The 23,948-nt window shown below is 70.6% G+C and carries 1 protein-coding gene; it reads right to left on the bottom strand.

The features are described from left to right. The coding region (locus tag A5730_RS15920) for a non-ribosomal peptide synthetase (protein ID WP_082946858.1) at positions 1-23,111 on the bottom strand (23,111 nt) is incomplete at its 3' end. Positions 23,112-23,948 lie beyond the last annotated feature (837 nt).

Genomic DNA, 23,948 nt, shown 5'->3' with positions numbered 1-23,948 from the left:
ATATGATGAGCCACCGCCACCAACACATGCTCATCAGCCGCCACCCGAAAAACCGTCGCCCGCAACGGAATCTCCACAGCCAAATCAAACGAATAACACGCCGCCGACTCAACCGCCTCCGCCAACCGACCCGGCGACCAACCGTCCGTCCGCACCACGTCCCACGTGACGGCGCATTGGCCGGGCGGTCGGACGATCTGTTGCGGGGTTCCCTCGGGCGCGACGAAAACGGTGCGCAGGCTCTCGTGGCGGGCCACCACATCACCCAGCGCGGCGCGCAATGCGGCGATATCCAGGCGCCCTTTCAGTCGCAGCGCGGCGGCCATGTTGTATACGGGCGAGGGCCCGTGCAGCTGGTCGATGAACCACAACCGGCTCTGGGCGAACGACAACGGCACGGTCGCCGGCCGTTCCCGAGCCGTCAGCGGCGCCAGCCCGCCCCCGCAGGTGCCGATGCGGGGCGCCAGCTGTGCCACGGTGGGGGCCTCGAACAGCGCACGCACCGAAAGCGCGGTATCCAGGCCACTATTGACGGCCGCGACCACCCGCATCGCCGACAGCGAATCCCCGCCCAAATCGAAGAAGGAGTCATCGATGCCGACGCGCTCGACGCCGAGGACTTGGGCGTAGATGCCGGCGAGGATCTCTTCGACGGCACTGGCGGGGGCGCGGTAGCGATCGGCGTCCTGGTAGTCGGGCGCCGGGAGGGCGCGGGTGTCGAGTTTGCCGTTGATCGTCAGGGGCAGGGCGTCGAGCGGTACCAGGGCGGTGGGGACCATGTAGCCGGGCAGCCGGTCGGCCAGTTGGGCGCGGATGGTGGCGGGCTCGGCGGTGCCGGTGTGGTAGCCGACCAGGCGCTTGTCGCCGGGGCGGTCCTCACGCACCACGACCACCGCCTCGCCCACCCCCTCGAGCGCGGTTAGCGCGGCGGTGATCTCGCCCAACTCGATGCGATACCCGCGGATCTTGACCTGCGCATCAGCGCGACCCACGTACTGCAACTGCCCATCAGCACCCCAGCGCACCAAATCCCCACTGCGATACATCCGCGCACCCGGCTGCCCGAACGGGCACGCCACAAACCGGGCGGCACTCAACCCAGGACGGCGCAGATAGCCCAACCCCACCCCGCGCCCGGCCACATACAGCTCCCCGACCACCCCGACCGGCACCGGCCGCAACCACCCGTCCAGCACGAACAGCGCCGCCCCGGGCACCGCCGCCCCGATCGGCGGCGCCCCCGACTTGGCCGCCAACGGGGTGCTGGCGGTGCTGAAGATGGTGGCCTCGGTCGGCCCATAGACGTTGACCATCACCCGCCCCGGCGCCCAGCGATCCACCAACTCCGCCCCCACCGGCTCGGCCCCCACCACCAGGGCCGTGCCCTCCAACCCCTGCGGCGACAGCATCCGCACCGCCGCCGTGGTCTGACTGAGCACCGTCACCTTCTCGGCCACCACCAGCGCATGCAGGTCCTTGGGTGAGCGGGCCACCGCATCAGAGACCACCACCAACCGGCCGCCGTGCAGCAGCGCCCCCCAGATCTCCCACACCGAGAAATCAAAGGCATACGAATGGAATTGGGTCCACACCTGCCCCGCCGCCAACGCCACCCCGACCGCGGGCGCATCGAAGAGCCGGGTCACATTCGCGTGGGTCACCGCCACCGCCTTGGGCGTCCCGGTGGTGCCCGAGGTGTAAATAATGTGCGCCACATCCTGCGGGGACGGCCCCGCAGGCGCCGTCGCGGGCCGGGTGTGCAGCGCGGGATCGGCCACATCGATGACCGGCAGGTGATGACCGGCCAGCTTCTCGGTCAGCGCCAAGGTAGTGACCGCGGCGATCGGGGCGGTGTCGGTGAGCATGAAAGCAATCCGCGCCCCCGGCAGCGCCGGATCGATCGGCAAATACGCCGCGCCCGCCTTGAGCACCGCCAGGATCGCCACGATCGCCTCGGCCGACCGCGGAAGGACCAACGCGACGGCTTCCCCCGGGCCCGCGCCGCGCTCAATCAACGCGTGCGCCAACCGGTTCGCCGCCTCATCGAGCTCGCGGTAAGACAACGACCGCCCCCCGAACGACACCGCCGGCGCCTCCGGGCGACGCGCCACCTGCGCGCCGAACAACGCCGGAATCGACACCGGCGTCCATGGCTGGCCCAACACCGCCCGATTACCGAACTCGTCCAACCTCACGTGTTCGCCCGCGTCCAACACGTCGACCGCCGACAGCGGGCAGCGCGGGTCGGTGGTCATGGCGGCCAGCAGCCGTTGCAGCCGATCGATCAGCGTGTCGACGGACGCCGCGTCGAAGACGTCGGTGTCGTATTCGACGCGCAGCCGCAGTTCGGTTCCCGGCTGGGCCTGGAAAGTCAACGGGTAGTGGGTGGATTCGCGGGTGGCGATGTTGGTGATGGCCAGCTCGTGCTCGCCCGACAGGGCGCTCGCGTCGATCGGGTAGTTCTCGAAGGCGAACAGGGTGTCGAACAGCGTGTCCTGACCGGTGATTCGGTGAATTTCGTTGAGCGCCAGGTGTTGGTGGTCGAGCGTGTGGTTGTAGGCGTCCCGCAACTGCTCGAGTAGATCGGCGGCCGTGGTCGCCGGGGTGATGTTCGCCCGCACCGGAACGGTGTTGATCAACAGGCCGACCATCGCCTCCGCGCCGGGCACCTCGGCCGGCCGGCCCGAGACGGTGGTGCCGAACGCGACGTCGTGCTGACCGGTAACCCAGCACAGCAGTTGCGCGTAGGCGGCCTGCAGCACCGTGTTGACGGTGGTGTGGCACGAGCGGGCCAGGTCGCTGACGGCCCGGGTGAGGTCGGCCGGCAGCGCGAACGTTCGAATACCCTGCTCCCCCAGCGTCATTCGGTCCTGGCGGCCGACCAGGGTCGGGGTGTCGAAGCCGGCGAACACCTCACCCCAGGCGGCGCGGGCGGCGTCGCGGTCACGGTCGGCCAGCCAGCTGACGAAGCCGCGGTAGGGGGCCGCCGCGGGCGGGCGCTGGCCGTAGTAGCCGGCGAAGATGTCCCCCAACAGAATTGGCATCGACCAGCCGTCGAGCACGATGTGGTGGTTGGTCAGCACCAGCCGGTGCTCGTCGGTCGCGGTGCGGATCAAGGCGACCCGGAACGGCGGCTGGTTGGCCAGGTCGCAGACCGCGGCCCGCTCGGCGGCGCACAGCCGCGCGATGCCCGCCTCGTCCTCGAGTTCGATGTACTGCCAGGCCGCCGCGGGATCGGCCGCGATGACCTGCACCGGCTCGTCGAACTGGTCGAAGAATCGGGCCACCAGATTCGGATGCCGTTTGACGACCCCACGCACCGCGTCGCGCAGGCGCTCGGGGTCGAGCGGGCCGGTGACGGTGATGTCGAGCTGTCCGGCGTAGAGGTCGCTGGAGTCCTCGCCGCCGCCCCGCACGGTGTTCGCGTGGAAGAGCAGCCCCTGCTGGACCGGGGTCAGCGGTAGCACGTCGGCGATGTCGTGGTGGCGCTGCAGCTGGTCGATCTGCTTTTGGTTGAGGCGGGCGGGCGCGATGTCCGACGGCGTCAGCCCGCCGCCGCCCGATCGCACGTGGGCGCAGACCCCGGCCAGGGCCTCGAACCACAGCCGGCTGAGCCGCGCGACCTGCTCGTCGTCCAGCGCGGACGGCGCCCACGTCCAATTGGCGTGCAGGCGCGGGCCCGCATCGGTGTCGACGGTGGCCGCGTTGAGTTCCAGCGTGTGCATCAATGGCATGGGGATCGCCGCGGCCGCGGCGGTGACCGGGCCCGGCACTGGCCGCCACATCTCGTCGGAGAGGGCGGCGGCGCCGCCCGGACGCCCGAGGTAGTTGAAACCGATCGGCGGGTCGTTCGCGTCCAGGTCGGCGTCGGCGTTCAGGTAGCGCAGCAGCCCGTAGGTCAGCGCGTCCGGGAGGGCGCGCAGCTGCTCCTTGGCGCCCTTGACCGCCGCGCCCAGCGCGGCCTCGCCGTTCACCACCTGCGCCCACGACAAGCCGCCCACGTTCACCGACACGGGATACTTGGCGGTGAACCATCCCACCGTGCGGGACAGGTCGACGTCGCGGCCCAGCTCCTCCTGGCGGCCGTGGCCCTCGACGTCGATGCCGACCGGCGCTCCGCCCAGGAATTCGGTGAGCGCGAGGGCGAACGAGATCAGCAGGATGTCCTGGATGCCGGCGTGGAAGGCCGCCGGCACCGCACCGAGCAGCATGCCGGTGGTTTCGGTGTCCAGCTCGACCGATAGCTGTCCGGCGGTGGCGAAGGTGTCCGCCTCGGGGCGGACCGCGGGCAGCGCCGCGGGAGTCGCCGCCACCCGCTGCCAGGCACCCAGCTGGTCCACCACGTCCGGGTGGCTCGCGCGCTCGGCAAGCCGCTCCGCCCATCGGGCGAACGACGTCCCCGCCGCGGGCAGCGCCACCGGCTGTCCCTGCCGGTGCTGGGCCCACGCGATGTTCAAGTCCTCCAACAGGATTCGCCAGGACACCCCGTCGACGGCCAGGTGGTGGACGATCACCACCAGTTGGCCGGTGGGGGCGACCCACAGCGCGCTGAGCATCGCCCCGGTGGCCGGGTTCAGCCGCGACCGGGCCTCGACCAACGCGGCGTCGGACAACTCGTCGACGGTGTGCAGGCAGTCGCGGGCATCGACCGAACCGGGCTCGGGCACCGTCAGCGACCAGTCGTCGCCGACCCGCAGGCGCAGCATGCCGTGCCGGTCGAGCAGGCCCTGCAACACCACCAGCGCGTCGGCCTCGGTGACGCCGGCGGGAGCCTGCACCAGCATCGCCTGGTTGAACTGATCGACGGCACCGTCCACCCCCTGCAGCCACCGGATGATCGGGGTCGCCGGCACCGGCCCGACGCCCTCGTCGATCACGGCGACTCCCCCGTCGGCCACCTCGGCCACCCGGGCCAGCCGGGCTACGGTCTGTTCGACGAAAATGTCGCGGGTGCGGCAGATCAGGCCGGCCGCCCGCGCGCGGGTGACGACCTGCATCGACGAGATGCTGTCGCCGCCGAGGTCGAAGAACGAGTCGTCGATGCCGACGCGGTCGAGCCCGAGCACCTGGGCGTAGATGCCGGCCAGGATCTCCTCGACGGCGTTGCCGGGCGCGCGGTAGCGGTCGCCGTCGGCGTATTCCGGGGCGGGCAGGGCGCGGGTGTCGAGCTTGCCGTTGGGTGTGAGCGGCAGCGCGTCGAGCGCGACCACGGCGGCGGGAATCATGTACGCCGGCAACCGCTCCGCCAGCGCGTCGCGCGCCCCGGCCGGATCGGCCGTTCCGGTGATGTAGGCGACGAGGCGCTTATCGCCGGGGCGGTCCTCCCGCGCAATCACCACCGCCTGCTCGACCCCGTCGAGCCAGGCCAGCGCCGCGCGCACCTCACCGAGCTCGATGCGGTACCCGCGGATCTTGACCTGCTCGTCGGCGCGGCCCAGGTAGTCCAGCTGCCCGTCGGCGCGCCAGCGCACCAGGTCCCCGGTGCGGTACATCCGGGCGCCTGCCCCGCCGAACGGGCAGGCCACGAACCGCGACGCGGTCAGGCCCGGCCGTTTCCAATATCCGCTGGCGACACCGGCGCCGGCCACGTACGCCCCACCGACCACCCCGGCGGGCACCGGCCGCAGCCACCCGTCGAGCACGAACAGCGCGCCCCCGGGCACCGGCGACCCGATGGGCACGACCCCGGACTCCGCCGACGCCGGCGTCAGGGGCTCGCTGACCGCCGCGTACACGGTGGCCTCGGTCGGGCCGTAGGCGTTGATCATCGCCCGGCCCGACCCCCACCGGTCCACCAGTTCGGCCGGGCACGCCTCGCCGGCGACCACCAGGGCGACGGACTCCAGCCCCTCGGGCCCCAACATCGCCGCCGCAGAAGGGGTTTGGCTCAACACGCTGACCCGTTCGGCGACCAGCAGTTCGTGGAAGTCTTCGGGCGAGCGGGCCACCGACTCGGGCACCACGACCAGCCGCCCGCCGTGCAACAGCGCGCCGAAGATCTCGTGGACCGAGACGTCGAAGGCCAGCGAATGCCATTGCGACCACACCCCGGCGCGGGGCAGGCCGGCGTCCATGCGCGCCAGCAGTTGGGTCGCGTTCTGGTGGGTGACCGCGACGCCCTTGGGGACACCGGTGGTGCCGGACGTGTAGATCAGGTAGGCCAGGTCCGCCGGCCCCGGCGCCGTCAATGTCGTTCCGGGCCGGGGGGTTTCGTTGATGTCGATGATCGGCACGTCGTGGTCGGCGAGCCGGTCGGTGAGTTCGGCGGTGGTGATGACGGCCATCGGGGCGGCGTCGGCAAGCACGAATCCGATGCGCGACTCCGGCAGCGCGGGGTCGATCGGCAGGTAGGCCGCCCCCGACTTGAGTACGGCCAGGATCGCCACGATCGCCTCGGCCGAGCGCGAAAACAGCAGGGCCACGGACCGTCCGGGGCGCGCCCCGTGGCCGGCCAGCGCGTGGGCCAACCGGTCCGCGGCCTCATCGAGCTCGCGGTAGGTCATGGACCGGCCGTCGCAGACCAGCGCCACGGCCTCCGGTGTGCGGGCCACCTGCGCGGCGAACAGCGCCGGAATGGACACCGGCGCGGCGGCGGGGCCGGCCAGCGCCGCCCGGTTGCCCATCGCGTCGAGTAGGGCGTGCTCGGCCTCGTCGAGCAGATCCAGCGACGACAACGCCTGGGTGGGGTCGACGGTCATGGCCGTCAGCACCCGCTGCAGCCGCCCGACGAGGGACAGGATGCTTTCGGCGTCGAAAACGTCGGTGCGGAACTCCACCGTGCCGGCGAAGCCGGCGGGGTCGCCGTCCTCGGTCCAGCGCTCGGCCAACGAGAAGGTCAGGTCCATGCGGGCGGTTTGGGTGTCCACCGGCATCGGCGCGATGTCGACGTCGCCGAGGGACAGGCCGTTGACCGGGCCGCTGTCGTGCCCGGCGAAGTTCTGCCAGGCCAGCAGGACCTGGACCAGGGGATGGTGCGTCAGGCTTCGGGTCGGGTTGAGCCGCTCGACGAGCACCTCGAAGGGCACGTCTTGGTGTTCGTAGGCGGCCAGGCTGCGCTGCCGCACCTGGGCGATCAGGTCGGTGAAGGTGGGGTCGCCGCCTAGCTCATTCAGGTCGATCCGCAGCACCAGGGTGTTGACGAAGAACCCGACCAGGTCGTCGAGCGCGGGGTCGCGCCGCCCGGCGATCGGAAAGCCCAGCGCCACATCGGGACTGGCGCTGATCTTAGAGAGCAGCACCGCCAGGGCCGTCTGGACCACCATGAAGCTCGTGGCGTTGTGCTGGCGGGCCACCTCGCCCACGCCGCGTTGCAGTTCGGTGGGCCAGTCGATTTCGACGGTGGCGCCGCGCTGATCGGCCACCAGCGGGTAGGGCCGGTCCGTGGGCAGCGGCACCCGATCGGGCATGCCGGCCAGGGCCTCTTGCCAGTAGGCCAGCTGGGCGGCGATGGGGCTCTCGCGGTCGTCGCGCTGGCCGAGCTGCGCGCGCTGCCACAGCGTGTAATCCACGTACTGAACGGCCAAGGGCGACCAGCCGGGGGCTTGCCCGGAGCGCCGGCTGGCGTAGGCCATGCCCAGGTCGCGCACCAGCGGGGTGATCGACATCCCGTCGGCGGCGATGTGGTGCACCACGGCCACCAGCACGTGCTCGTCCTCGCCGACACGGAAAAGCGCTGCCCGCATGGGGATTTCGGCCGCCAGGTCGAATGTGTAGCGCGCCGTCGTGCCGATGGCCTCCTCGAGCCGGCCGGCCGACCAGTCGCGGGCGTCGACGATCTCCCAACCGAAGTCGGCCCGCTCGACGGGGAGCACCAGCTGCTGGGGCGTTCCCTCGGGCGCGGCGATCAGCGTGCGCAGGCTCTCGTGGCGGGCCACCACATCCGCCAGGGCCGCCCCGAGCGCTTCGGCATCGAGCCGTCCGCTCAGCCGCAGCGCGGCCGCCATGTTGTAAACCGGTGACGGGCCTTGCAATTGGTCGAGGAACCACAGTCGGTTCTGCGCGAACGACAACGGGATGACGGTGGGCCGCTCGGCGGCCACCAACGGCTCCAGCCCGCGGGCGCCCTCGCCGATCCGCAGCGCCAGCTGGGCGACCGTGGGTGCCTCGAACACAACGCGGACCGGGAGGGCCACGCCCAGGTTGCTGTTGATCGCGGCGACCAGGCCCATGGCCGAGATGCTGTCGCCGCCGAGTTCGAAGAAGGAGTCGTCGGTGCTGACGCGCTCGAGGCCCAGGACGTCGGCGTAGATGCCGGCCAGCACGTCTTGGGGGGGGGTGTGTGGGGCCCGGTAATGACCGGCGCTGTATTCGGGGGCGGGCAGCGCGCGGGTGTCGAGTTTGCCGTTGGCGGTCAACGGCAACGCCTGCAGGCCGACGATCGCGGTGGGCACCATGAACCCGGGCAACCGCTGGGCGAGCCGGGCGCGCACCGCGACCGGGTCGGCCGTGCCGGTGATGTAGCCGACCAGGCGCTTATCACCGGGGCGGTCCTCACGGGCGATCACCACCGCCTGCTCGACACCGTCGAAACCGGTTAGCGCGGCCTGGATCTCCCCCAACTCGATGCGATACCCACGGATCTTGACCTGCTCGTCGGCGCGGCCGAAGTATTGCAGTTGCCCGTCGTTGTTCCAACGCACCAAATCGCCGGTGCGATACATCCGCGTGCCGGCCCCGCCGAACGGGCAGGCCACGAATCGCGAGGCGCTCAGTCCCGCCCGACCCAGATACCCGGTAGCCACGCCGGATCCGGCCACGTACAACTCCCCGACCACCCCCTCGGGCACCGGGCGCAACGACTCGTCGAGCACGAACAGCGCCGCGCCGGACACCGGGGACCCGATCGGCGGTATCCCAGAACCGGCTCGCAGGGGGCTGCTGATCGCCACACACATCGTGGTCTCGGTCGGCCCATAGGCGTTGACCAGCACCCGCCCGGGCGCCCAGCGATCCACCACCTCCGGTGGGCAGGCCTCCCCGGCCATCACCAACGCCACACCCGCCAAACCGGCCGGGTCCAGCATCGCCACCGCCGACGGGGTCTGGGTCAGCACACTCACGCCCTGGGCGACCAGCACGGCATGGAAGTCCGGCGGTGAACCCGCCACCGACTCGGGCACCACAACCAGCCGCCCACCCCGCAACAGCGGGGCGAAGATCTCCCACACCGACACGTCGAAGGCCAGCGAGTGCGCGTGCGACCACACCCCCGGCGCCGGCAACCCGGCATCCATCGATCCGATCAACGCCGTCACGTTGCGATGCGTCACCCCAACGCCTTTGGGCGCACCAGTGGTGCCCGAGGTGTAGATCACATACGCCAACCCCTCGGCGTCCGGTTCCGCCAACACGGTGCCGGGCAGTGCGTCGAGGCGCCGATCGTCGACGTCGACGACGGGCACACCGTGGCCCTGGAATCGCCCGGCCAGATCAGCGGTGCTGACCGCGACCACCGGGGCCGCGTCACCGAGCATGAACTCGATCCGGGTATCCGGGGACGAAGGGTCGATCGGCAGGTAGGCCGCCCCGGTCTTGAGCACCGCCAGGATCGCCGCGATCGCTTCGGCCGACCGCGAAAACAGCAGTGCCACCGTCTGTCCCGGACCCGCACCGTGGTCCGTCAACAGGCGCGCCAACCGGTTCGACGCTGCATCCAGCTCGCGGTAGGTCACCGACACGCCCCCGCAGACCAGCGCCACCGCCTCCGGCGCGCGGGCCGCCTGCGCGGCGAACAACCCGGGCACCGACACCGATTCCGACACCGGCGCAGTCAAAACCGCCCGATTGCCAACCAGATCCAACCGAGCGCGCTCAGCGGCGTCGAGCACGTCCACCGACGACAACACCCGGCCGGAGTCGGCGGTCACGGTCGTCAGCACGCGCTGCAGGCGGTCGACGAGCGCCTCGATGGTGTGCGTGTCGAACACGTCGGTGCGGAACTCCACCCGGCCGCCGATGCCGGCCGGCTCGCCGTTCTCGTCCCAGCGCTCGGCGAGGGAGAGCACCAAATCCATTCGGGCGGAATCGCTGTCGAGCGGCACGGAGCTCACCTCGAGGTCGCCGAGGGCCAAACCGGCGGCGGGATCGTCGTGCCCGGCGAAGTTCTGCCAGGCCAACATCACCTGCACGAGCGGGTGATGGGTGAGGCTTCGGGTCGGGTTGATCCGTTCCACCAGGAGCTCGAACGGCACGTCCTGATGTTCGAAGGCCTCCAGGCTGCGTGTCTGAACCCGTCCCAGCAGTTCGGTGAAGCTGGGGTTGCCGGCCAGGTCGATGCGCAGGACCAGCGTGTTGACGAAGAAGCCGACGAGTGGGTCGAGCGCACGGTCACGGCGGCCGGCGATCGGGAAGCCCACCGAAACATCGGCGCTGGCACTGATTTTCGATAACAGCACCGCCAGGGCGGCCTGCACCACCATGAAGGTGGTGGCGTTGTGTTCGCGGGCCACCCGGCGGACCTGCTGCTGCAGCTGGGCCGGCCAGTCCACGGCGACGCTGGCGCCGCGCTGATCGGCGATGGGTGGGTAGGGCCGGTCGGTGGGCAGTTGCAATCGCTCGGGCATGCCGGCCAGGGTGTCCTGCCAGTACGCCAGCTGGGCGGCGATGGGGCTGACGGTGTCGTCCAGTTCGCCGAATTGCGCGCGCTGCCACAGCGTGTAGTCGACATACTGCACCGGCAGGTCGGCCCAACCGGGGGCCCGCCCCGCGGACCGGCTGGTGTACGCCACGCTCAAGTCCGCGGCCAGCGGTGTGAGCGACAAGCCGTCCGCGGCGATGTGGTGCACGACGATCACCAGCAGGTGTTCCCGCTCGCCGAGGGCGAAAAGCCTTGCGCGCAGCGGGGCCTCGGTGGCCAGGTCGAAGGCGTAGTGCGTGGTCGCCTCGACGGCCTCGTCCAGCTCGCCCGCCGAGAATGCGGTGGCATCGACGACGTCCCAGCCGAAATCGACGTCGTCGGCGGGGATTACCACCTGCTGGGGCGTTCCCTCGCGCGCGGGGAATACGGTGCGCAGGCTCTCGTGGCGGCGCACCACGTCGGCCAGGGCCGCGCGCAGCGCGTCGGCATCGAGGCTTCCGGTCAGCCGCAGCCCGGCCGCCATGTTGTAGATGGGCGACGGCCCCTGCAACTGCTGGATGAACCACAATCGGCTCTGGGCGAACGACAGCGGGATCACCGCCGGCCGCTCGGCGGCCACCAGTGGCTGCAGGCGGCCGACGCCCTGGTCGATGCGCGGCGCCAGCTGCGCGACCGTCGGCGCCTCGAACACCACGCGCACCGGCAGTTCGGTGTCCAGGGAACTGTTGATCGCCGCGACGAGGCGCATCGTGGAAAGCGAATCGCCGCCGAGGTCGAAGAACGAGTCATCGACGCCGACGCGGTCGACGCCGAGCACGTCGGCGTAGATGCCGGCGAGGATCTCCTCCACCGCGGTGGTCGGGGCCCGGTAGTTGTCGACGTCTCGATAGTCCGGCGCCGGCAGGGCGCGGGTGTCGAGCTTGCCGTTGACCGTCATGGGCAGCGCGGGCAGCGCGACGATCGCCGCCGGGACCATGTAAGCCGGGAGTCGCTCGGCCAGCGCGGCCCGGGCCGTCGCGACGTCGACCGCTCCGGTGACGTAACCCACCAGGCGCAAGGCGGCGGGGCTGTCCTCGCGGGCGACGACCACCGCCTGCTCGACGCCCGCCAAACCGCTTAGCGCCGCTTGGATCTCGCCGAGTTCGATGCGGTAGCCGCGGATCTTGACCTGCTCGTCGGCGCGGCCCAGGTAGCGCAGCTGCGCGTCGGGACCCCAGCACACCAGGTCGCCGGTGCGATACATGCGGGTTCCGGGCGCACCGAACGGGCACGCCATGAAGCGGGACGCGGTCAACGCGGATCGGCGCCAGTAGCCGACGCCCACCCCGTCACCGGCCAGGTACAGCTCGCCGACCACCCCGGCCGGCACGGGCCGCAGCCATTCGTCGAGCACGAAGAAGGCCGCGCGCGTGACGGGCGAGCCGATCGGGGGGAAGCCCGATCCCGCCCGCAACGGCGCACTCTTGCACGCCCACATCGTGGTTTCGGTCGGACCGTAGACGTTGACCATGGTTCGCCCGGGCGCCCAGCGATCCACCAACTCGGGCGGGCAGGGCTCGGCACCGATCACCAGCGCGGTCCCGTCCAAACCGTCGGTGGGCAGCATGCCCACCGCCGAAGGGGTTTGGGTCAGCACCGTCACGCCCTCGCGCACCAGCAGGGCGTGGAAATCCTCCGGTGAACGCGAGACCGGCTCGGGCACCACCACCAGGCGTCCGCCGTGCAGCAGGGCGCCCCAGATCTCCCACACCGAGAAGTCGAAGGCGTACGAGTGGAATTGGGTCCACACCTGTTCCGGCCCCAGCTCGATGCCGATCTCCAGGGCGTCGAACAGCTGGGCGACGTTGTGTTGCGTCACCGCAACGCCTTTGGGCACGCCGGTGGTGCCGGACGTGTAGATGATGTGCGCCAGGTCGTCGGGTGCCGGCGCCGGCGGCGCCGTGCCGGGCTGGTCGTCGACGGCGGGGTCGTGCACGTCGACGACCGTCAGGTCGAACCCGTCCAGCCGGTCGGCCAGCGCGGCGGTGGTGACCGCCGCGATCGGCGCCGCGTCGGTGAGCATGAACTCCAGCCGGGCCGCGGGTAGGGCCGGGTCGATCGGCAGGTAGGCGGCCCCGGACTTGAGCGCGGCCAGGATCGCCACGATCGCCTCGGCCGACCGCGAAAACAGCAGCGCCACCCGTTCGCCCGGCCGCGCGCCGTGGTGAATGAGCAGCCGCGCCAAGCGGTTTGCCGCCTCGTCCAGCTCGCGGTAGGTCATTGACCGGCCCTCGCAGACCAGCGCCACCGCGTCGGGCGTGCGGGCCGCCTGCGCGGCGAACAGCGACGGAACCGACACCGGCGTGGCCGGCCGGCCCAGCACGCCCGCGTTGCCCCACTCCTGCAGGCGCGCGTGCTCGCCGGCATCGAGCAGGTCCACCGACGACAACCTGCGCTGCGGCTCGGCGGTGACCGCCGTCAACAGCCGCTGCAGCCGCTCGATCAGTCCCTCGACGGTCTTGCCGTCGAAGATGTCGGTGCGATACTCGGCCGTCACGGCGATGCCGGCGCGCTGACCGGATTCGGTCCAGCGCTCGGCCAGCGAGAACGTCAGGTCCATGCGAGCGGTGTTGGTGTGCAACGGCATTGGGGTGACCTGCAGGTCGCCCAGGGCCAGCCCGCCGGCGGGGGCGGCGGCCTCCCCGGGGAAGTTCTCCCAGCCCAGCAGCACCTGGATCAGCGGATGATGGGTCAGGCTCCGGGTGGGGTTGAGCCGCTCCACCAGCAGTTCGAAGGGGACGTCCTGGTGTTCGAAGGCGGCCAGGCTGCGGCGGCGCACCTGCGCCAGCAGCTCCGCGAACGTCGGGTCCCCCGCCAGGTGGACCCGCAGCACCAACGTGTTGACGAAGAATCCGATCAGGTCATCGAGCGCGGGCTCGGAGCGCCCGGCGATCGGGAAGCCCACTGCCACATCGTCACTGGAGCTCACCCGCGCGAGCAGCGCCGCGAACGCGGCCTGGATCACCATGAAGCTGGTCGCGTTGTGCTCGCGGGCGACCCGACGGAGGTGTTGCTGCAACTCCGCCGGCCAGTCCACGGCCAGGCGGGCGCCGCGGTGGTCGGCGACCGGCGGGTAGGGCCGGTCGGTGGGCAGCTGTAGGCGTTCCGGCAGGCCGGCGAGCGCGTCCGTCCAGAAGTTCAACTGGGCCGAGATGCGGCTGCCGTCGTCCTCCACGTCGCCGAGATGCGCGCGCTGCCACAGCGTGTAGTCGGCGTACTGCACCGGCAGCGGGGCCCAGTCGGGCGCCTCCCCCGCGCACCGGCTGGCGTATGCCACCCCGAGGTCGCGCGCGAACGGGGTGATCGACCAACCGTCGGCGGCGATGTGGTGCACCGCGACGGCCAGGATGTGTTCGTCGGCGCTGACGGTGAAAAGCACCGTGTGCAAGGGACTTTCGTTTGCCAGGTCGAAGGTGTACCGGGCCGCCTCGGCAATGCGTTCGCGCAACCGGTCTTCCGGCCAGCCGCGGGCATCGACGAGGTCGCAGGCGAAGCCGATTCGCTCGGCGGGAACCACCACCTGCCGCGGGGTTCCGTCGGTTGCCGCGAACACCGTGCGCAGGCTTTCGTGGCGGGCCACCACGTCGGCCAGCGCCGCACCGAGGGCTCCGGCGTCCAGGCGTCCGCGCAGGCGCAGCGCGACCGTGACGTTGTATATCGGTGAGGGGCCCTGGAATTGGTCGATGAACCACAGCCGGCTCTGGGCGAAGGACAGGGGAATAACCTCGGGGCGCTCCCCCGCCGCCAGCGGCTGCGGGCGGTTCGCTTCGTCGCGGATGAGCAGCACCAACTCGGCGACGGTGGGCGCGTTGAAAACGGCCCGCACGCCGAGGTTCGCGTTCAGGCTGCTGTTGACCGCGGCGATCAATCGCATCGCCGACAGCGAGTCCCCGCCCAGGTCGAAGAACGAGTCGTCGACGCCGACCCGCTCCAGCCCGAGCACCTGACCGTAGATGCCGACCAGGATCTCCTCGAGGGCGGTGGCCGGGGCGCGGTAGCGGTCCACGTCCTGGTAGTCGGGTTCGGGCAGGGCCTTGCGGTCGAGCTTGCCCGAGGAGGTGAGCGGGAATTCCTCAAGCGCCACAATGTGTGTCGGCACCATGTACTCGGGCAGCCACGCGTTCAGCCGATCGCGCACCTCGCCGATCTTGGTGTTGGTGCGGGGGTCGTTGGCGTGGCTGGTGCGGTGCCGGGTGCCGGACGGCGGCAGGTAGAGGTCGGTCATGGGCGCGCCCGGCTGGTCGCCGTCGTCGACGAAGACCGCGCTGAGCGTGCCGCGCTGAGCGCCCCAGGTCACCGCGACCCGATAACCGATGGCCTCGCCGATGCGGTGTAGTTCCTCGGCGACGGCGGCGTCGGGGGCGGCTTGGCTGAGCGCGTCGGCCACCGGTTGGCCCGCGGCGAGCGCGGATTCGACGCCGACGTCGGTGGCCACTCCCGCCTGGGGGATGTCGGTGACGCGGACGACGGCGGGACGCCGCGACGCCAACTCGTCGCGCAGGCCGGCCAGGCCCGCGCGCCGGGCCCACGGCCAGGTGGGTGCGGTCGCCACCGAGCGGACCGCGGCGGGCGCCTTGTGGATGACCACGTCGTAGCGGAACCGGTTCAGTTCGTTGTCGGCCAATCCGCGTTTGACTTGGATGTCGAGCCCGCCTGCGGCCGGGCAGGTGAGGGCCCAGGTGGTGAAAAACTCCGGCGCCAAAAGCAATTCGGTCTCACCGAGCACGGCGTGGCGCACACGCTGGCGAATTTCGGCGGCGTCGGTGTCACCGGCGGCCTCGCCGGCCCGGGTCAGCACGATCGCGGTCTGGAACGCGCCCTGCAGGGCGTGGTTGCGCACGTCGCCGATGAACAACGCCCCGCCCGGCGCCAGCAGAGTCATCGCGTTATCGATCACCTCGGCGAGATAGCCCGCGTTGGGGAAATATTGGACGACCGAGTTGACGACGATGGTGTCGAAGTGTCCCCGCGGCAGGTGATCCGTGACATGGGCCGGCTGGGTCAGCAGCTCGACCCGGTCGCGCCACTGGGGTTGTAATTGCTCCAGCGAGCGCGCCAGGTTGTCGATGGCCACCGGCGAGAAATCCGTGGCGACATACTGTTCGGTCCGCGGGGCGATCTGGGATAGCAACAATCCCGAACCCGCGCCGATCTCGAGCACGCGCCGCGGCTGGAGGGCCATGATGCGATCCACGGTCGCGGCACGCCACTCGATCATCTCCTCGAGCGGGATCGGGTCGCCGGTGTAGCTGCTGTTCCAGCCGCGGAAGTCCATGCCGAAGCCGGATTCGAGTTCCGCGCCGTACAGGTCGTCGTACAGGTCCTGCCACTCTTCGACGTTGTCCGCGTCATGGTCGGCGCTGGTGTTGTGATCCAGCGTGACGTAGGCGACCAGATGCGAACCGGCGGCGCCGTCGCGGACGGTCACGGCGGCCTGGGTGACGTGCGGGCAGGCCAGCAGGGTGTTTTCGATCTCGCCGAGCTCGATGCGCTGGCCCCGCAGCTTGATCTGGGCGTCGGCGCGGCCGACGAAGTCCAGGTCCCCGTCGCGGGTCCAGCGCACCAGGTCGCCGGTGCGGTACATCCGTTCCCCCACGGCCCCATAGGGATTCGCGACGAACCGTTCCGCGGTCAGGTCGACCCGCCCCATGTAGCCGTGCGCCAGCGCGGGACCGCTCACATACAGCTCGCCCACCACCCCGATCGGGGCGGGTCTGAGCCAGGCGTCGAGCACCATGGCGCACACGCCCGGGATGGGGCGGCCGATGCGCACCGGGCCGTCGGCCGACAGCGGCGCGCTCGAGGTGATCCAGATGGAGGCTTCGGTGGGACCGTAGACGTTGAACAAGCGCCGACCCGACGCCCAGGCCGCCACCAACTCCGCCGGGCAGGCCTCGCCGCCGACCATCAGCCTGTCGAAGCCGTCCAGCCGGGCTCGATCCAGCGACGAGAGCACCGTCGGGGTCAAAAAAGCCGCGTTGACGCGCTGGCTCTGCAGCAACGCGGTCAACGGCTCCCCCGCGTATACCTGCGGCGGTGCCACCACCAGCGCCGCCCCCGATCTCGCCGCCAACAACATCTCACCGATCGACGCGTCGAAGGTCGGCGAGGCCACCATCAGCACCCGCGTGTGGGCGGTCAGGCCGCACGAATCGCGTTGCGCCGTAGCCCATCCCAGCAGGCCCGAGTGGCTGACCACCACGCCTTTGGGGGCGCCGGTCGAGCCCGACGTGAAGATCACATAGGCGGTGTCCCGTACCGTCAGGGGCGCCGATCGTTCGGCTTCGGTGATCGGCTGGGCGCTGCGCCCGGACACGTCCAGCGCATCGATGCGCAGCACCGGACGGCCCCCGGCGCCCGCCAGTTCGTCGGTGCCACAGGTCAATACGCAGACCGCCCCGGCGGCGTCCAGCACGGTGGCGACGCGCTCGACGGGGTGGTCGGAGTCCACCGGCACGTACACGCCGCCCGCCTTTGCCACCGCCCACCAAGCGACCACCAATTCGACACAACGATCGATGGCCACCCCCACCGCGCGCTGTGGGCCCACGCCGGCGTCGATCAGCGTCCGCGCCAGTCGCGTCGACCACTCGTCGATCTCGCGGTACGACAGCTGTCGTTCACCGTCGATCACCGCCGCCGCGTCCGGGTTGGTCGCCACCGCCGCCGCCAACAGCTCCGGCGCCACCGCGACCGGTGCGGTGACACCGGCGCCGGACAGCCGGGCCAGTACCAGGTCTCGCTCGTCGCGGTCGAGCAGTTCGATGGCCGATAGGCGCCGGTTGGGATCCGCGGTCATCGCCGCCAGCACCCGCCGGAACCGGTCGACGAGCGCCTCGATGCTCGCGGCGTCGAACACGCCGGTGTCGAACTCGACGTGCAGGCCGAGTTCGCGGCCCGGCAGAGCCTCCATGGTCAGGGGGTAGTGGTTGTACTCGCGGTTGGTGAAGTCGGCGATCGACAGCCCGTCCGGACCCAGCTGCATGCCGTCGCCGATCGGGTAGTTCTCGTAGACGAACAGGGTGTCGAAGAGCTGCTCGTGGCCGGTGAGGCGATGAATGTCGCTGAGCGCCAGGTGTTGATGCTCGAGCGTGTCGTTGTTGGCGTCCTGCAGCTGGCGCAGCAGGTCCGCGGCGGTGGTGGTCGCGGTGATGTTGGCCCGCACCGGCACGGTGTTGATCAGCAGCCCCACCATGGATTCCGCCACTTCGAGCTGGCCCACGCGAGACCGTGGGGTGCCGAAGACGACGTCGCGCTGGCCGGTCAGCGAGGTCAGCAGCAAGGCCCACGCACCCTGCAGGACTGTGCTGACGGTGGTGTGGCAGGAGCGCGCCAAATCGGCGAGGGCGCTGGTGGTTTCCTCCGGCACGCGGAACACCGCGGCGCCGCGCTGCCCTTGCCCCAGTCGATCCGTGGGGGCGACCAATGTGGGCGTCTCGAAGTCGGCGAGCACGGCGGCCCAAGCCGCGCGGGCCGCGTCGAGGTCCCGATCGGCCAGCCAGGTGACGAAGCTGCGGTAGGGCGCGGCCGCGGGCAGGCGCTCGCCGTAGTAGGTCGTGAAGATTTCGCGCAGCAGGATCGGCAGCGACCAGCCGTCGAGCACTATGTGGTGGTTGGTAAGCACCAGCCGATGCCGCGTCGCCGCGGTGCGCACCACCGCGACCCGCAACGGCGGCTGGTCGGCCAGGTCGCGGACCGCGGCGCGCTCGTCGGCGCACAGCCGCTCGATCTGCTGCTCGGTGTCGAGGGCGACGTATCGCCACGGCACCACAGGATCGGCGGGAATGATCTGCACCGGCTCGTCGAACCGCTCGTAGAACCGGGCCGCCAGGTGCGGGTGCCGGTTGATCACCGTGCGCACCGCGTCGTGCAGGCGCTCGGCGTCGAGGGGGCCTTCGAGCGTGAAATCCAGCTGCACCGCGTACATTTCGTCGCCGCCGGTGCTGGAGTGGAACAGCAGGCCCTGCTGCAGCGGGGACAGCGGGAGGATATCGGCGACGTCGTAGCGCTGGTGCAGCTCGTCGATCTGCCGCTGGCTGAGGCGGGCGGGCGCGATGTCCGACGGCGTGAGCCCGCCGCCACCGGCCCGCACGTGCGCGCAGATGCCGCGCAGGGCGTCGAACCACAGTTGGCTCAGCCGGCCGACCTTTGCCTCGTCGAGGACCGACCACGCCCAGGTCCAGTTGGCGTGCAGCTGCGGCCCCTCGTCGGTGTCGACGGTGCCGGCGTCGAGTTCGACGGTGTGCGCCAACGACATTGAGATCGCGGCGGCGGCCTCCGTCAGGGACAGGCTTTGCGGGTCCAGCCGCCACAGTTCATCGGACAGTTCGGTCCCCGCGACGAGGCGCCCCAGATAGTTGAACCCGATCGACGGGTCGGCGCCGTCCAGCGCGACATCGCCGTTCAGGTAACGCAGCACGCCGTACGTCAGCGGGTGCGGCACCGCGCGAAGCTGTTCCTTCGCGTCCTTGATCGCGGTGCCCAGCGCCGGCTCGCCGGCCAGCACCTGGTCCCAGGACGGCCCGCTGATCGCCAGCGACACAGGGTATTTGGTGGTGAACCAGCCGACCGTGCGGGACAGGTCTACATCGGGTGCGAGTTCCTCGTGACGGCCGTGGCCCTCGACGTCGATGCCGACCGGGCCGGCACCATCCCCCAGGAACTCCGCCCACGCCAACCCGAATGCGATCAGCAGAATGTCTTGCACGCCGGCGTGAAAAGCCGCGGGCGCCTCGCCGAGCAGCGTGCGCGTCGCCTCGACATCCAAAGCCGCCGATAACTTCCCGGCGGTGGCGTAGGTATCGGCGTCGGGACGGGGCGCCGGCAGGGCGGGCGGGGTGGCCGCGATCCGCTTCCAGGCGGCCGCCTGTTCGACGACCCCGGGCCGTCGCGCGTGTTCGTCGAGCAGCCTCGCCCATCGCGCGAACGACGTCCCACCCGCCGGCAAGGAGGGTGGGTGTCCGTCCCGCTGCTGGACCCAGGCGATGTTCAAGTCCTCCAACAGGATTCGCCACGACACGCCGTCGATGGCCAGATGGTGAACGATCAAGACCAGCTGGCCGGTGGGCCGGACCCACAGCGCGCTGAGCATCGCCCCGGTGGCGGGGTTCAGCCGCGATCGCGCCTCGAGCAACGCCGCGTCGGACAACGCATCCACCGACCGCAGGCACCCGGCAGCGTCGACGGATCCGGGCTCGGGCACCCACAAGGACCACCCGTCGCCGTCGTCGACGCGCGCCCGCAGCACGGCGTGCCGGTCCAGCACGGCCTGCAGCACGGCCGCCACGTCGGCCTCCTGCGCTCCGGCGGGTGCCTGCAGCACCATCGTCTGGTTGAACTGATCGATCGGGCCGCTCGCCGTTTCCAGCCAGCGGATGATCGGGGTGGCCCGCACCGGCCCGAGGCCCGCGCCGACGACCGCGGGCTCGCCGTCGGTCACCCCGGCCACCCGGGCCAGGCGGGCGACGGTCTGCTCGACGAAGACGTCCCGGGGCCGGCACGTCAGGCCGGCGGCGCGAGCTCGCGAGACCACCTGCAGCGCCAGGATGCTGTCGCCGCCGAGTTCGAAGAAGGAGTCCTCGGCGCTGACGCGGTCCAGCCCCAGGACTTCGGCGTAGATGGTGGCCAGCAGGTCTTCGGTGGGGGTGTGCGGCGCCCGGTAGTCGGTCCCGGCGTAGTCCGGGGCCGGCAGGGCGCGGGTGTCCAGCTTGCCGCTGGCGGTCAACGGCAACGCCTGCAGCCCGACGATCGCGGTGGGCACCATGAACCCCGGCAATCGGTGGGCAAGCCCGGCCCGCACCGCGACCGGGTCGGCAGTGCCGGTGATGTAGCCGACCACGCGCTTATCACCGGGGCGGTCCTCCCGGGCGATCACCACCGCCTGCTCGACACCATCCAAAGCGCCTAGCGCCGTTTGGATTTCACCCAGCTCGATGCGATACCCGCGGATCTTGACCTGCTCATCAACCCGGCCCAGATAGCGCAACTGCCCGTCGGCACCCCAACAGGCCAAATCCCCGGTCCGATACATCCGCGCACCGACCCCGCCGAACGGACACGCCACAAACCGCGCACCGGTCAAGCCCGCCCGGCCCAGATAGCCGACGCCGACCCCGGAACCGGCCACATAGAGTTCACCGACCACCCCCGCCGGCACCGGACGCAACCAGCCATCCAGCACAAACAACGCCGCCCCGGTCACCGGCACCCCAATCGGCGGCACCCCCGACCCCGCAGTCAACGGCGCGCTGATCGCCACACACATCGTGGTCTCGGTCGGCCCATAGGCATTGACCACCACCCGACCCGGCGCCCAGCGATCCACCACCTCCGGTGGGCAGGCCTCCCCGGCCACCACCAGCGCCACCCCGTCCAGGCCGGCCGGATCCAGCATCGCCGCCGCCGACGGCGTTTGGGTCAACACCGTCACGCCCTCAGCGATCAGGACCTCGTGCAGCTCCTCTGGCGCCCGCGCGGTGTCCGCACCGACCACGACCACTCGGCCCCCACGCAACAACGGGGCGAAGATCTCCCACACCGACACATCGAAGGCCAACGAATGCGCATGCGACCACACCCCCGGTGCGGGCAACCCCGCATCCAACGAGGCGATCAACGCCGTGACGTTGCGATGGCTCACCCCAACACCTTTGGGCACACCCGTGGTCCCCGACGTATAGATCACATACGCCAGCCCCTCGGCGTCGGGCTCGGGCAGCACCACGTCGGGCGCATCGTCAACGCGGGGATCATCCACATCGATGATCGGCACGCCGCGCCCAGCCAGCCGCCCGGCCAGATCCGCGGTCGTGAGCACCGCCACCGGACCGGCATCGGCGAGCAGGAACCCGATCCGCGCGTCCGGAGACCCGGGATCCATCGGCACATACCCCGCCCCGGCCTTGAGCACCGCCAGCATCGCCGCGATCGCCTCGGCCGACCGCGGCAACATCAGCGCCACAACCTGACCCGGGCCCACCCCACGCGACATCAAATACCGCGCCAACCGCGTGGAGGCCGCATCCAACTCGGCATAACTGACCGACACACCGGCACCCGAGACCGCCACCGCCCCCGGTGCCGCCGCCGCCCGCTCGGCAAACAACCCCGGCACCGACACCGACCCCGACACCGGCCGCGTCAAAACCCCTTGATTACCCAGCGCTTCCAGCCGAGCCCGCTCGCCCGAAGCCACCACATCGACCGACGACAACACCCGCGCCGGGTCGTCCGCCATCGCGATCAACAACCGCTGCAGACGCGCCACCAGGTCCGTGGCGTCGAAGTTCGAAAAGGGTTGTCCGACACCGACTGTGCTGAGGAGTTGCTGGTCGCCGAATCCGAGGAAGAACAGCCCGAAGTGGCCCACCGGGCCGAAGGTGGTGTAGGTCGCGGTGGCCGGGACGCCGCCGAGGCTCAGGGTCATCCGGGCGGGGACGAAGTTGACGACCACCCGATTGGACGCCTGGGGTGCGCCGCGGAAGCCGCCGTCGCTACCGAGCATGTGCACGGGGAACCGCTGGTGCCGCATCGCCTCTCGCGACCGGGTGTCGACTTGCCGAAGAAAGTCGGCGACGGTGGCCGTCGGCGGTGCGTTCAGGACCAGGGGCACCACCCCGGCGAGCATGCCGGGATGCGTCTTGGACGCCGGGTCCAACCGGCGGCTCACCGGGAAGTCGAGCACCACTTCGTCCGAGTTGTCGGCGCGGAAGGCGCGTACCAGGAGCGCGCAGGCGGCGGTGAGGACCGACGATCGGCGGATGCCCAACGCCTTGGACAGCCGCTTGACGACATCGACCACCGACGAGTCCAATTGGACCGGCACCGAGGGGGCATAGGGATCGCGCGCACTGGAGGCGTCGGTGAGCCGGTAGTCCGATTCGCTGGCCGAAGGAAGATGCTCGGCCCAATACTCCTGATCGGCAACGTAATCCGCGGACGCCGCGTACTCCAACTCGCTGCTGACCAGGTCGCGCAACGAGCCGAAGAAGGCCGGAGAAATCGGCGACCCGGCGGCGAGGGCGGAGTAGACGGCCGCGATCCGGCGGCCGATCAAGGCGATGCCCAAGCCGTCCATCGCTATGTGATGGCAGCGGCTGAACCAGTAGTACTCGGCGGGCCCGGTCTGGAACAGGTGGAAGGTGATCATCGGGCCGGCGAGCGACATCGGCGTTCGCTGGATGGACGAGGCCATCTCACGGGCGTCGCGCTCGGGATCCGGGGAACCGGCGAGGTCGTAGAAGTCCAGATCAACATCCGGGTTGTCGATCGCCCTCTGGAAGACCTCGCCGTCCACCTCGAAGAAGCGGGCCCGCAGGCTCTCGGCCTCCCCCACCACCTTGCGCATGGCCTGCTCGAACAGGGCGCGGTCGATTGCGCCGTCGATGTGGACCAGCACGCCGAGCTGCCACGCCACATCGAAGTGACCCGTCTGCAGCGCCAGCCAGATGTCCAGCTGCGCCCGCGTCAGCGGAAGCGCGCGGTCACCGAGTTCCACTAATTTCCCCCCAAAGCCCCACCCGGTCCTTCATACCTAGGCGGTCTATACATCACAAACTAGGAGCGGGAAGCGCTTTGCGCATGCTCTTGAGACGAGTGTCGGGCCGGTTCTGTTCGACGGAGCCGGCGACGGGCTGTGTCGGTCCAGATAATTGACTACCGCGATAAATTCGCCGTCGCCTTCGTCGAGCCGCAACGGACCACCTCCTACACCGAAGATGCGAACTGCATGGGCGTCGCGCGCGGCGTGAAACCGCGTGCAGTGCTTCAGGATTGGCCGCCATTTTGACCAGTGCGTCGACCCGCCCACCGACATGACGCGCGTGCCGATGGGCTTCGCGGGGATCCCCGTCGGGATGTGAGTCATGGCTGCGGTTCTGGCCCCAGCCGTTTCCCCGGCCCGATCCGCAATACCGCCTCCAACGCTACCGGCAACCCGGCGACCGCGCCCGCCGCCCCCAGGGATTTTCGTCAGCGCAGCACCGAACCTGGAGCGTGCCTGCGCGACGAGCTGGGATGTCGTGGCCCCACGGCCGCCGTCCACCAACGATGCCACCGCCAACCTGTGAATTTCCCTCCAAGAGAAGCGAATCGCAGCCTCCGAATGGCCGAACGCTAGCGAAACGAACGTTGTCATTTGCCGGAGCGCGGTCGTAAACGGTTGCTGGCCTCACGTCCCGTCCGTTGCGGCCGCTCCAGTCCGGCGGGCGCGCAGACTTCGCTGCTGCAGCTGGAGCGCGCGGATCAGCACCGCGAGCCCGCCACGGGTTGCTTGCCGCGACGGTTTCACCGGGATGGCTGGTGACACCGACAGCCGACGGCGTGCCGTTGCTAC

It is taken from the genome of Mycobacterium sp. ACS4054, from assembly GCF_001667275.1.
Classification (GTDB): Bacteria; Actinomycetota; Actinomycetes; order Mycobacteriales; family Mycobacteriaceae; genus Mycobacterium.
This window is presented reverse-complemented; position numbering and strand designations above follow the sequence as displayed.